Source organism: Haemophilus parainfluenzae (genome assembly GCF_014931415.1).
In the GTDB taxonomy this organism is placed as follows: Bacteria; Pseudomonadota; Gammaproteobacteria; order Enterobacterales; family Pasteurellaceae; genus Haemophilus_D; species Haemophilus_D parainfluenzae_AF.
In genome coordinates this window covers 1,295,085-1,308,022 of sequence record NZ_CP063121.1, presented here as the reverse complement: position 1 = coordinate 1,308,022, position 12,938 = coordinate 1,295,085, and the positions used below count along the sequence as shown (strand labels likewise).

7 protein-coding genes, 2 tRNA genes and 3 rRNA genes are annotated in these 12,938 nt (G+C 42.5%); 2 read left to right on the top strand and 10 right to left on the bottom strand.

Features of this window, described 5'->3' with window-relative positions:
• Positions 1-82: 82 nt before the first annotated feature.
• The 9 genes from INP93_RS06475 to INP93_RS06435 form a co-directional block, all read right to left on the bottom strand.
• Positions 83-256, bottom strand: a complete 174-nt coding sequence (locus tag INP93_RS06475) for a DUF5363 domain-containing protein (RefSeq protein WP_197544453.1) — start codon at positions 254-256, stop codon at positions 83-85.
• A complete protein-coding gene (locus tag INP93_RS06470) occupies positions 253-2,097 on the bottom strand; it encodes a tRNA(Met) cytidine acetyltransferase TmcA (RefSeq protein WP_197544452.1) in 1,845 nt (614 codons plus the stop codon). Before INP93_RS06470 ends, INP93_RS06475 begins: the two co-directional genes overlap by 4 nt.
• Before the next feature lie 3 nt (positions 2,098-2,100).
• A complete protein-coding gene (locus tag INP93_RS06465) occupies positions 2,101-3,867 on the bottom strand; it encodes an ATP-binding protein (RefSeq protein WP_197544451.1) in 1,767 nt (588 codons plus the stop codon).
• A gap of 102 nt (positions 3,868-3,969) precedes the next feature.
• A 5S ribosomal RNA gene (rrf, locus tag INP93_RS06460) occupies positions 3,970-4,085 on the bottom strand.
• A 145-nt stretch (positions 4,086-4,230) separates the two neighbouring features.
• Positions 4,231-7,128 (bottom strand): 23S ribosomal RNA (locus INP93_RS06455).
• Positions 7,129-7,359: 231 nt separating this feature from the next.
• Positions 7,360-7,435 (bottom strand) — tRNA-Ala (locus tag INP93_RS06450).
• Positions 7,436-7,488: 53 nt separating this feature from the next.
• Positions 7,489-7,565 (bottom strand) — tRNA-Ile (locus INP93_RS06445).
• 82 nt (positions 7,566-7,647) lie between these two features.
• Positions 7,648-9,187 (bottom strand): 16S ribosomal RNA (locus INP93_RS06440).
• The 16S, 23S and 5S rRNA genes sit together here with 2 tRNA genes alongside, the layout of an rRNA operon.
• A 151-nt stretch (positions 9,188-9,338) precedes the next feature.
• Entirely contained in the window at positions 9,339-9,518 is a 180-nt protein-coding gene (locus INP93_RS06435) for a hypothetical protein (protein WP_197544450.1), read from the bottom strand.
• Between the two features lie 42 nt (positions 9,519-9,560).
• On the opposite strand from INP93_RS06435, the gene INP93_RS06430 reads away from it, so the two are divergent.
• On the top strand, positions 9,561-10,382 hold the full coding sequence (locus INP93_RS06430; protein WP_197544449.1) for a DUF5718 family protein: 822 nt from the start codon (positions 9,561-9,563) through the stop codon (positions 10,380-10,382).
• A 39-nt stretch (positions 10,383-10,421) separates the two neighbouring features.
• On the opposite strand, the gene birA is transcribed toward INP93_RS06430, so the two are convergent.
• Positions 10,422-11,336, bottom strand: a complete 915-nt coding sequence (birA, locus tag INP93_RS06425; protein WP_420026352.1) for a bifunctional biotin--[acetyl-CoA-carboxylase] ligase/biotin operon repressor BirA — start codon at positions 11,334-11,336, stop codon at positions 10,422-10,424.
• Positions 11,337-11,469: 133 nt separating this feature from the next.
• Here birA and guaB point away from each other — a divergent pair, with 133 nt between their 5' ends.
• Positions 11,470-12,933: an IMP dehydrogenase gene (gene guaB, locus INP93_RS06420; protein WP_197544447.1), complete on the top strand. Its 1,464-nt coding sequence runs from the start codon at positions 11,470-11,472 to the stop codon at positions 12,931-12,933.
• Positions 12,934-12,938: the final 5 nt, after the last annotated feature.

Sequence of the window (12,938 nt, the reverse complement as noted above, 5' to 3'; positions counted from 1 at the left end):
GACAGCGAGTTAGTTTAGCAAATTCACTCTACTTTTCAATAATTATCTGTATAAAAAAACAGGGTTAATAACCCTGTTTCTCCTATTTTTTGAGTGATTCAAGTGGCTTCTCTTTTTTTACATGCCCATCATCATCGAATTCGATACGTGGCATACAACCTCGACAAGCTCCTTTATCTAAACCAAGCTCTTTGCAAAATTTATTATATTCATCTACGGCTTTGCGAAACCAACCTTTTTTTTCTTGTTCGCTCATCTTGCCTCCTTTTTTAATTTTTGTGCAATTTCAGAACGTAATGATTTTAACCCATTTTTCTTACTATAGGGTATCTGTTTTGTGATGAAATAATCTCGCATTAAAGGACAATCTTTTTCATCTAAATTCATTAAAAATCGACGAATTGCCGGCAAAGCGGAAGCTAAAGAGCGGTGAAAATAAGCGAAGTTTTTTAGGCTTAACCAATCTTCATCAAGCAATTCCCAATCTACTGATGTGGTATTAAATACCTGAGCAAGTGGATGGAAAGATAACGGTATATTCCGTTGAAAAGATTGCTTTGCTCTTTTTTCTAATTCAATCCCTTGTGCAGAAAGCCCTTTTAGCGCAATCGCAGAGTAACAACCACTGCTCGCCTCTAAATGCTCGCCTAAATGAACAAGAGAAAAACCACACTTCTGCCAAAATTGAGCCAGTTCTTTGGTATAACCGAAACTCACTGATAAATAATCCACATCGGAATTTAGTGTAATATATTCAATGAGTTGTCTACCAATACCATGTTGCTGCCACATAGGCTGAACCGCAATTCTTGAAATGCGTAAAGAATGTAATTCACAAGCCTTTTGTAGCTGAGCATGAAAACAAAGTGCTTGTGGCACGAGATTGCCTTTCGGGCGTCTTATACCCAGCTGAATAGCTTCTATAAGCGATGAATCCTCAATTCCACCTTCTTCTAATGCCCACACTGCGCCCAGTAAATTTTGTTCGCTTTCAGCAGTAAAAAAGCACTGTAAATTGGCATCAAACAATCGCCGGAGATCTAATGGTGATGTACGATAATGAGCTAATGTCATCAACCCATAGAATTGAGGCAATGAAGAAAGTATTTCCTCTTGTGAGCATTCAGTAATTTGACAGAACTTGCTTTTATCGTATGCTGTTTGTCTAAACTCATCCTCTACATTCAATAATAAAAGCTCATCGATAAATGCCTCTAAAGCATCATCTTTCGACCAACGTAGCGGTTCAATAAGCTCAAAGTCAGAGAAAGTGCGGTTAATTTTTTGCTTAAATTTAAGCTCAAAGCCTCGTCCTGTTCCCTCATAACTATGTATGGTCGTCGTAAATAAAATATGCTTAAAATGGTGGGAAAAAGCAGTAAGTTGAGCAATCGGCAACATTGCTGCTTCATCCAGAAAAAGCCACGCATTCTCAGAAAAAGAAGGATCATGTTGCAAAGCAAGGAAAAGCTCATCTGGTGCAATAAAGATAATCTCTTTTTCTGAAAATTCAGACAAAATTTTGACCGCACTTTTATTCGGCGCGGTGAGGTAAATTTTTGTATCGAGTTGATTTGCTAATAAGCCTGCGAGGGCTGATTTCCCTCTTCCTCGTTTAGCGGTAAGAAAGTAGAGTTCAGATTCTTTTTGTAAGATTCGGTCAATGATTTTCTGCTGATCTAAGGTCGCATTATGATTTACAAATGACTGCTGAAAAGTGCGATCAAATTTTAAATCATTTTGATGATAAAGAACAGGAAAACCATATTTATGAATACAATGCTTAAAATATGTCATAAATCTTGGCGTTGCAATTGTCTCAAGCGAACCTGACCAACGAAGACTATCTTCATCTAATTGGGAATGAAGTTTCTCCCAATTTGATAGCAAGACAATTAAGGCACCATTCATTTTCAATGTACCAGCCGCAATGGCGAGCGCCTCTAAATGGATACATTTACGTGCATCAAACAAGATCGTCTCAAACTCTTGCCCAAGAAGATTTTGAATTTTAGAAAATTCATTAATGATCAAGGTATTTGCCGGCAAATTAGACGGCATATTCTCACTGATCAAAATTTGAAAATGACGTGTCATGAATTATTTTTCTAAATATGCTTCTAATTCAGCTACATTTTGAAACCATTCATTACTGAGTTGCTTTATCCATAAAGCAATATCAGATGCCCAATTAGGTAATGACGTGTCTTGAGCCAATTTGGCGATATTTTGAACATTAACAAGCCCCACTGATGCTGCAGCCCCTTTTATTTTATGTGCCACATCTGACACCATCTGTTGCATATCTGCGTTTGTAAGATAATCTTCATACGCCGTTTCCAATTCATCCAAATAAATTGGCATCCACTGTTTGAATAACTCTACATTAGCTTTAGCTTGTGATTTTCCAATTAACTCAATAAGTGAAATATTAATACCTTCTTGAACTTGAGATAGTTCTTCTTCATCAGAGGTAGTCTCGATATCATCACCTAAGAATGTTTTAAAACACTGACGTAATTCCGTCAGAGAAAGAGGCTTACGCAACACGCCATCCATACCCTGATTTTGATATTCCTCTTCGCTGTGCATAACGTTTGCCGTAAAAGCAATTAAAGGTGGGAGAAAATCATAAATCCCTTCTTCATAGTTTTTACGTAAATAGTATGCAATATCAAAGCCTGACATATCTGGTAACTTAATATCAAGAAAAACAATATCATAAGTATTTTTCTCAAATAATTGGATAGCCTGTTCACCATTCATCGCTACATCAACATAATGGCCTTGCTTTTCAAGAATACTTTTAGCCACAACCACATTCAATTCAACGTCTTCTACTAATAAAATAGAAAGATGCTGCATGGCTTTTTCAGCATTACCATCATGAGCCTGAGCTTTTTCTGCAATGATCGTTAAGTAAAAGGTTGAACCTTTTTCCAATTCACTTTCAACCGTTAAATCCCCTTGCATTAATTGAGCTAAATTCTTAGAAATCGCAAGGCCGATGCCACTTCCTGCAGAACGATGAATATTATCTTTAACCTGATAATACATGGTAAAAATCTTATCTAGTTCACAAGGTGCAATACCAGCCCCGGTATCAGTAACACTAAATTGATACTGATTATCTTGCATTTTCTGCACCCTTAGAATAACTTCACCTTTATCAGTGAATTTGACGGCATTACTAATTAAATTCCAAAGAATTTGGCTAAGACGAGCACGGTCGAGATAAAGCCAATTAGGTAAATTCTCATCCTGTATTAAAGAGAATTTAAGCCCCTTTTGTTCCGCCATCAAGGTCCCAAAATTATAAAAATCATTAAGCAGCGAATGAAAATCACAGGGTTGAATATTTAATTCAATGCGTTTGGAGTCGATCTTATCTAAATCAATAATATCACTAAAAATATGACCTAAACTGACCGCACTTAGATTAATTGTATTGAGGTAATTTTGCTGTTGTTCTGTTAATTTATCATCCAATAAAATTCGACTAAGCCCAATGATCCCATTTAAAGGCGTACGTAATTCATGACTAATCGTCGCCAGTAAGGTACTTTTATCACGACTATTTTTTTCTAATCGCGCAAGCGTTTTAGAGAGCTCTAAACGGGAACGTTCTAATCGTTCAACTAGTAGCGTAAAAAAATAAATAACAAAAGGAGCGGTAAATAAACCAAACGTGATCGAGCGAACAATGTCACTCCAGTGAATACCATCACTAAGTAATGTACTTAATAAGATTTGTATACAGATAGCTAAAATCGCAAGAATCACGATACCAAGTAAAGAGAAACGGACTCGACCTAATCGAATGACCCAATCAACATAACGTTGCGCAAAATATCTAAAGTTTTTCATGGTTTATATTGAGAAATAAAATTGAGATCATTCTATATAATTTTTAATAAAAATCCATAAACAAAAACCCCAAGCCATTCAGCTCGGGGTTATTCATTCAGTACCTGGCGGTGTCCTACTCTCACATGGGGAACCCCCACACTACCATCGGCGCATCGGCGTTTCACTTCTGAGTTCGGTATGGGGTCAGGTGGGACCACCGCTCTATCGCCGCCAGGATTATTCCTTTAATAACTTTTCTCTACTCTGCTCTCACTATCTCTAGTGCTCACAACCAAACAAGCTGATTCACCTTAAAACTTTCTCTTTCTTCTCTGAGTCTTTTATTTTAGTCTTACAACCTCAAAAACCCTTGAGCGTTGTATAGTTAAGCCTCTCGGGCAATTAGTATCTGTTAGCTCAACGGCTCGCACCGCTTACACACCAGACCTATCTACGTCTTAGTCTTAAACAACCCTTACTGTCTTAAAAACAGGGAGAACTCATCTCTTGGCAAGTTTCGTGCTTAGATGCTTTCAGCACTTATCTCTTCCGCACTTAGCTACCCGGCAATGCGTCTGGCGACACAACCGGAACACCAGTGGTGCGTCCACTCCGGTCCTCTCGTACTAGGAGCAGCCCCAATCAATTCTCCAACGCCCACGGCAGATAGGGACCGAACTGTCTCACGACGTTCTAAACCCAGCTCGCGTACCACTTTAAATGGCGAACAGCCATACCCTTGGGACCTACTTCAGCCCCAGGATGTGATGAGCCGACATCGAGGTGCCAAACACCGCCGTCGATATGAACTCTTGGGCGGTATCAGCCTGTTATCCCCGGAGTACCTTTTATCCGTTGAGCGATGGCCCTTCCATTCAGAACCACCGGATCACTATGACCTACTTTCGTACCTGCTCGACTTGTCTGTCTCGCAGTTAAGCTTGCTTATACCATTGCACTAACCTGACGATGTCCGACCGTCATTAGCAAACCTTCGTGCTCCTCCGTTACTCTTTGGGAGGAGACCGCCCCAGTCAAACTACCCACCAGACACTGTCCGAGACCACGTTTCGTAATCTTCGTTAGAACATCAAACGTTAAAGGGTGGTATTTCAAGGACGACTCCATAATCACTGGCGTGACTACTTCTAAGTCTCCCACCTATCCTACACATCAAAATTCAATGTTCAGTGTCAAGCTATAGTAAAGGTTCACGGGGTCTTTCCGTCTAGCCGCGGGTACACCGCATCTTCACGGCGATTTCAATTTCACTGAGTCTCGGGTGGAGACAGCCTGGCCATCATTATGCCATTCGTGCAGGTCGGAACTTACCCGACAAGGAATTTCGCTACCTTAGGACCGTTATAGTTACGGCCGCCGTTTACTGGGGCTTCGATCAGGAGCTTCTCTTTCGATTACACCATCAATTAACCTTCCAGCACCGGGCAGGCATCACACCCTATACGTCCACTTTCGTGTTTGCAGAGTGCTGTGTTTTTAATAAACAGTTGCAGCCAGCTGGTATCTTCGACCGGTTCAACCTTCGCCCGCTAGGGACTACAATCTACGCCGGCGCACCTTCTCCCGAAGTTACGGTGCTATTTTGCCTAGTTCCTTCACCCGAGTTCTCTCAAGCGCCTGAGTATTCTCTACCTGACCACCTGTGTCGGTTTTCAGTACGGTTTAGATAAACCTGAAGCTTAGTGGCTTTTCCTGGAAGTGTGGTATCGGTTACTTCAGCTCCGTAGAGCCTCGTCATCATCTCTCGGTGTTAAAGAAGTCCGGATTTGCCTAAACTTCTCACCTACCAACTTAAACGCACATATCCAACAGTGCGATAACCTAACCTGCTCCGTCCCCACATCGCAGTTTATCCAAGTACGGGAATATTAACCCGTTTCCCATCGACTACGCTTTTCAGCCTCGCCTTAGGGGCCGACTCACCCTGCCCCGATTAACGTTGGACAGGAACCCTTGGTCTTCCGGCGAACGGGTTTTTCACCCGTTTTATCGTTACTTATGTCAGCATTCGCACTTCTGATACGTCCAGCAAACCTCTCGATTCACCTTCATCCGCTTACAGAACGCTCCCCTACCCAACAGTATTGCTACTGATGCCGCAGCTTCGGTGCTATATTTGAGCCCCGTTACATCTTCCGCGCAGGCCGACTCGACTAGTGAGCTATTACGCTTTCTTTAAATGATGGCTGCTTCTAAGCCAACATCCTAGCTGTCTAAGCCTTCCCACTTCGTTTCCCACTTAATATAGACTTTGGGACCTTAGCTGGCGGTCTGGGTTGTTTCCCTCTCCACGACGGACGTTAGCACCCGCCGTGTGTCTCCTGAGTATCACTCTTCGGTATTCGTAGTTTGCATCGGGTTGGTAATCCGGGATGGACCCCTAGCCGAAACAGTGCTCTACCCCCGAAGGTGTCCGCTCAAGGCTCTACCTAAATAGATTTCGGGGAGAACCAGCTATCTCCCGGTTTGATTGGCCTTTCACCCCCAGCCACAAGTCATCCGCTAATTTTTCAACATTAGTCGGTTCGGTCCTCCAGTTAGTGTTACCCAACCTTCAACCTGCCCATGGCTAGATCACCGGGTTTCGGGTCTATACCTTGCAACTAGACGCCCAGTTAAGACTCGGTTTCCCTTCGGCTCCCCTATTCGGTTAACCTCGCTACAAAATATAAGTCGCTGACCCATTATACAAAAGGTACGCAGTCACCCCAAAAGGGCTCCCACTGCTTGTACGTACAAGGTTTCAGGTTCTATTTCACTCCCCTCACCGGGGTTCTTTTCGCCTTTCCTTCACAGTACTGGTTCACTATCGGTCAATCAGGAGTATTTAGCCTTGGAGGATGGTCCCCCCATCTTCAAACAGGATATCACGTGTCCCGCCCTACTTGTCGTTAGCTTAGTACCATGACCTGGACTTCGAGTACGGGGCTATCACCCTGTATCGCCAAGCTTCCCAGCTTGTTCCTCTGTCTCTGTCATTATCACTAACAGGCTCCTTCGCGTTCGCTCGCCGCTACTAACGAAATCTCGGTTGATTTCTTTTCCTCGGGGTACTTAGATGTTTCAGTTCTCCCGGTTTGCCTCACTTACCTATGGATTCAGTAAGTGATAGTAGATTCTTCATCTACTGGGTTTCCCCATTCGGACATCTTGGATTAAACGCCTCTTATCGACTCATCCAAGCTTTTCGCAGATTAGCACGTCCTTCCTCGCCTCTGATTGCCAAGGCATCCACCTTGTACGCTTAGTCACTTAACTATACAACCTCAAAAATTCTTGATGTTGTGTTTTCAACTAAACACTTGATTGCTTTTGTTCAATCAAGATTTTCTTCTTACTCAGACTTTTTCTTATCCTTAAAGGACTTGAAAGTCTCTTCAGTTTTTCAGCTTGTTTCCTGGTTGTTAAAGAACAGAAATAACATTTTCAGTTATCATCGTTAAATAAACTCATTAAGTATAAAAACTCAATTTACTTAACGATGATAAGTGGTGGAGATAAGCGGGATCGAACCGCTGACCTCCTGCGTGCAAGGCAGGCGCTCTCCCAGCTGAGCTATATCCCCATGTCATCGTTTATTTATTACCTTATTCACCTCAATCACTCACTCAGTTTGAGTGGTGGGTCTGAGTGGACTTGAACCACCGACCTCACCCTTATCAGGGGTGCGCTCTAACCACCTGAGCTACAGACCCAAGGGAATAACGGCTTTCTGCTCGATATTGTCTACAATATATCAATCAATCTGTGTGGACACTTATTGTCTCTCGTTTTTGGTAAGGAGGTGATCCAACCGCAGGTTCCCCTACGGTTACCTTGTTACGACTTCACCCCAGTCATGAATCATACCGTGGTAAACGCCCTCCAAAAGGTTAAGCTATCTACTTCTGGTACAACCCACTCCCATGGTGTGACGGGCGGTGTGTACAAGGCCCGGGAACGTATTCACCGCAACATTCTGATTTGCGATTACTAGCGATTCCGACTTCATGGAGTCGAGTTGCAGACTCCAATCCGGACTTAGACGTACTTTGTGAGATTCGCTCCAGCTCGCACTCTCGCTTCCCTCTGTATACGCCATTGTAGCACGTGTGTAGCCCTACTCGTAAGGGCCATGATGACTTGACGTCATCCCCACCTTCCTCCGGTTTATCACCGGCAGTCTCCTTTGAGTTCCCGACCTAATCGCTGGCAACAAAGGATAAGGGTTGCGCTCGTTGCGGGACTTAACCCAACATTTCACAACACGAGCTGACGACAGCCATGCAGCACCTGTCTCAGAGTTCCCGAAGGCACCAATCCATCTCTGGAAAGTTCTCTGGATGTCAAGAGTAGGTAAGGTTCTTCGCGTTGCATCGAATTAAACCACATGCTCCACCGCTTGTGCGGGCCCCCGTCAATTCATTTGAGTTTTAACCTTGCGGCCGTACTCCCCAGGCGGTCGATTTATCACGTTAGCTACGGGCGCCAAGCTCAAAGCTCAACCCCCAAATCGACATCGTTTACAGCGTGGACTACCAGGGTATCTAATCCTGTTTGCTCCCCACGCTTTCGCACATGAGCGTCAGTACATTCCCAAGGGGCTGCCTTCGCCTTCGGTATTCCTCCACATCTCTACGCATTTCACCGCTACACGTGGAATTCTACCCCTCCCTAAAGTACTCTAGCGACCCAGTATGAAATGCAATTCCCAGGTTAAGCCCGGGGCTTTCACACCTCACTTAAGTCACCGCCTGCGTGCCCTTTACGCCCAGTTATTCCGATTAACGCTCGCACCCTCCGTATTACCGCGGCTGCTGGCACGGAGTTAGCCGGTGCTTCTTCTGTAGTTAACGTCAATCACCTAGTCTATTAAACTAAATGCCTTCCTCGCTACCGAAAGAACTTTACAACCCGAAGGCCTTCTTCATTCACGCGGCATGGCTGCGTCAGGGTTGCCCCCATTGCGCAATATTCCCCACTGCTGCCTCCCGTAGGAGTCTGGGCCGTGTCTCAGTCCCAGTGTGGCTGGTCATCCTCTCAGACCAGCTAGAGATCGTCGGCTTGGTGAGCCTTTACCTCACCAACTACCTAATCCCACTTGGGCTCATCCTATGGCATGTGGCCCGAAGGTCCCACACTTTCATCTCTCGATACTACGCGGTATTAGCTACAGTTTCCCGTAGTTATCCCCCTCCATAAGCTAGATTCCCAAGCATTACTCACCCGTCCGCCACTCGTCATCAAAGAAGCAAGCTTCTTTATGTTACCGTTCGACTTGCATGTGTTAAGCCTGCCGCCAGCGTTCAATCTGAGCCATGATCAAACTCTTCAATTCAAGTTCAATCGCTCAATACTGCTGACATAAAATGTCACTACTTAAAAAAGTAATATGAATTTCTAGTTAGCACCTATTAAGACTTCAAAATTAAAAATATTTTTAAAACAAGTCAATCAACAAGTGCCCACACAGATTGTCTGATATATTGTTAAAGAGCAAAAAACAACGACGCACCGGTTTTTCTTAAAGTCACAACAGCGCGTCGTTGTGTGGGGCGTATTATAGGCATTTCAGAATTCTTTGCAAGTGCTTTTTTACAAAAAAATTCAATTTTTTTCTTGTCTGATGATTTAATCATCAAAGTGAATTGTCTTTGTTCAATATTCAAGGTAAATTACCTCCAAAGAGTAAGCATTTTAACGAGGTAGTTATGAATTTTGAGCAAATGATTGGTTTCGGTGTAGCAGGCAATTTCGCGGGACATTTAGAACAAGCCGGTGAAGCAGCTGATTTCACTCAAGTTAAGACAGAAAATGCCATTCAACCAAAAGCGATTTTCCCTTTTTATGTACCAAGTGAAAAAGCGGGCTTTCTTTCTACCTATCCTTTAAGTCACAATCAAATTAATTTTCCACAAGGCGCAGATAATCTGCAAATTGAACCTGAAATTGCACTTATTTGTGAGCTTATCTATAAAGGAGATCAAGTTGAAAAAATTATCCCGCGTTATTTTGCAGCCTATAATGACTGCTCTATTCGTCGACCTAATGCGAAAAAAATCTGTGAAAAGAAAAACTGGGGCGCGACAAGTAAAGGTATTTCTTCCAAACTAATTCCACTTTCATCTTTTGTTAAAGGAAGTGAAATTGATCAATATCGTATCGCTTGCTTCCATAAACGCAATGACGAACTCAATACTTACGGCATTGACAGCCCCGCGATTGGTTATAGCTATTTCCACCAACAATTATTAGATTGGATCGTGGATAGAATGAACAATCAACCCGATGAAGGACCGATGAATCATATTGCCTCTTTATTAGAGCTAGCAAACCATCCAAAACAAGCGATTATTAGTATTGGCGCCACTCGTTATACCGAGTTCGGTGAAACGCATTTCTTGCAACCTAATGATCTCAGTATTGTTGTCGTGTATAACGGTGAAAAATATTCTGCTGAGGAAATTGAGCAAATGGCAAAAAATGAAAAATTTGCAGACGACATTTCAGCGCTTATTCAGAAAGTGATTTAGCATACATATAAAAGTGCGGTTAATTTTGACCGCACTTTTTTACTTTCTTCTTAAAGAAACCTCTCCGGCATTAAAATACCGCTCGCCTTCATCAGTTATGACTTTTAAATAACCACGTTTATCAATTCCCTGCTCTATACCTGAAATCGAGCCTTGTTCAGTAAAAACATTTACTTCATCACCAAAAAATTCATTATGGTTTATCCATCGTTGCATGAATTCCTCATCAATGCCCTTTTCTTCAAATTGAGCTAATCGAGAATAAATACGTTGAATCACTTTAATAAGGATCGTTTCACGATCTATATTTGGATCCTGTTCGGTTAGCTGCGCATACGGCTGACTAATTTCGGTTGATTGGGGTAACTTCACATTAATTCCAATACCAATCACTAAGTTTAATAAACCATTCTTATTATTAATAATTTCTACTAATATGCCACCTAGTTTTCGCCCTGAAAGCAAAATATCATTTGGCCATTTCACTCTCACATTTAACGCTTCTGCAATAGCCAAACCAATCACCAAACTTAATCCATCCAATGCTTTTTTAGGATCGATAGTCCAATAAAAACTGAAAATTAACTGCCCAGCAAACGGTGAAAGCCATTGGCGACCACGACGCCCACGCCCAGCTGTTTGATATTCAGCCAAACACAAATCACCTTTTTTTAATTGCTCAATTTGTCTTGATATAAATTCATTTGTTGAAGAAATGGTTCGATGATAATGCACAGAATAAGGGAAAAGTGCAGTCGAAATTGCTTGCGGATTTAACAAAGGCATTTCTGGCAAAAGCTGATAAACCTCATTTTCTTCTCTAATATTCAATCCCGCTTCTTTCAAAAATGCCATTTCTTGCGCTAATTCATTTAGCGTAACATTTAAAAACGACATCAAATCTGACCGCACTTTAGGTTGGCAATCAAACAAACAATCCAATAACGTTGGCATATTCATTCCTTCTCATAAAAACCTTGGCGAATCTTACCATAAAAGCGAAAAAATTCATTTTCAACCACATGAAAAATCTGTATAATCCGAGCGCAATATTTTTTGACACAACTTTTAACAGCGAGATATTGCCATGCTTAGAATCAAACAAGAAGCGCTTACTTTTGACGACGTTCTACTCGTCCCAGCTCATTCAACTGTTCTTCCGAACACAGCTAACCTCTCAACTCAACTCACCAAAGAAATTCGCTTAAATATTCCTATGCTTTCTGCTGCGATGGATACTGTCACTGAAACCAAATTAGCGATCTCTTTAGCACAAGAAGGTGGCATCGGCTTTATTCACAAAAATATGACGATCGAACGCCAAGCGGATCGTGTTCGTAAAGTGAAAAAATTCGAAAGTGGTATTGTTTCTGAACCTGTGACTGTTTCGCCAGATTTAACCCTTGCAGCACTTGCTGAAATGGTGAAGAAAAACGGCTTCGCTGGCTACCCTGTTGTCGATGCTGAAAATAACTTAATTGGTATCATCACTGGTCGCGACACGCGCTTCGTAAAAGATTTAAGTAAAACCGTTTCACAATTAATGACAAAAAAAGAAGATTTAGTCACCGTAAAAGAAGGTGCAAGTCGTGAAACGATTTTAGAATTAATGCACAAAAACCGCGTAGAGAAAGTACTTGTTGTAGATGATGCTTTCAAATTAAAAGGCATGATCACCGTTAAAGACTTCCAAAAAGCAGAACAAAAACCGAACGCATGTAAAGATGAATTTGGTCGTTTACGCGTCGGTGCAGCTGTAGGTGCGGGTCCAGGTAATGAAGAACGTATTGATGCATTAGTAAAAGCGGGCGTAGATGTATTGTTAATCGACTCTTCCCACGGTCATTCCGAAGGCGTATTACACCGCGTTCGTGAAACTCGCGCAAAATATCCAAACTTGCCTATCGTTGCGGGTAACGTAGCAACAGCTGAAGGTGCAATCGCACTTGCAGACGCAGGCGCAAGCGCAGTGAAAGTAGGTATCGGCCCTGGCTCTATCTGTACCACTCGTATCGTGACTGGTGTAGGTGTTCCACAAATCACCGCTATCGCAGATGCCGCTGCGGCATTAAAAGATCGTGGTATTCCAGTTATCGCGGACGGCGGTATCCGTTTCTCTGGTGATATTGCAAAAGCTATCGCAGCAGGTGCGAGCTGTGTAATGGTTGGTTCTATGTTCGCAGGTACTGAAGAAGCGCCAGGTGAAATCGAACTTTATCAAGGTCGTGCATTTAAATCTTACCGTGGTATGGGCTCATTAGGTGCGATGGCGAAAGGATCATCAGACCGCTACTTCCAATCTGATAACGCTGCAGACAAACTCGTACCAGAAGGTATCGAAGGCCGTATTCCATACAAAGGTTACTTAAAAGAAATTATCCACCAACAAATGGGTGGCTTACGTTCTTGCATGGGCTTAACTGGCTGTGCAACCATCGAAGAATTACGTACAAAAGCAGAATTCGTTCGCATCAGTGGTGCAGGTATTAAAGAAAGCCACGTTCATGACGTAACCATTACTAAAGAAGCGCCAAACTATCGTATGGGCTAATCCGT

Coding starts and splice junctions, on each gene's coding strand:
- INP93_RS06465 (WP_197544451.1), bottom strand. CDS start 3,867: ATGAAAAACTTTAGATATTTTGCGCAACGTTATGTTGATTGGGTCATT.
- guaB (WP_197544447.1), top strand. CDS start 11,470: ATGCTTAGAATCAAACAAGAAGCGCTTACTTTTGACGACGTTCTACTC.
- INP93_RS06470 (WP_197544452.1), bottom strand. CDS start 2,097: ATGACACGTCATTTTCAAATTTTGATCAGTGAGAATATGCCGTCTAAT.
- INP93_RS06430 (WP_197544449.1), top strand. CDS start 9,561: ATGAATTTTGAGCAAATGATTGGTTTCGGTGTAGCAGGCAATTTCGCG.
- INP93_RS06475 (WP_197544453.1), bottom strand. CDS start 256: ATGAGCGAACAAGAAAAAAAAGGTTGGTTTCGCAAAGCCGTAGATGAA.
- birA (WP_420026352.1), bottom strand. CDS start 11,336: ATGCCAACGTTATTGGATTGTTTGTTTGATTGCCAACCTAAAGTGCGG.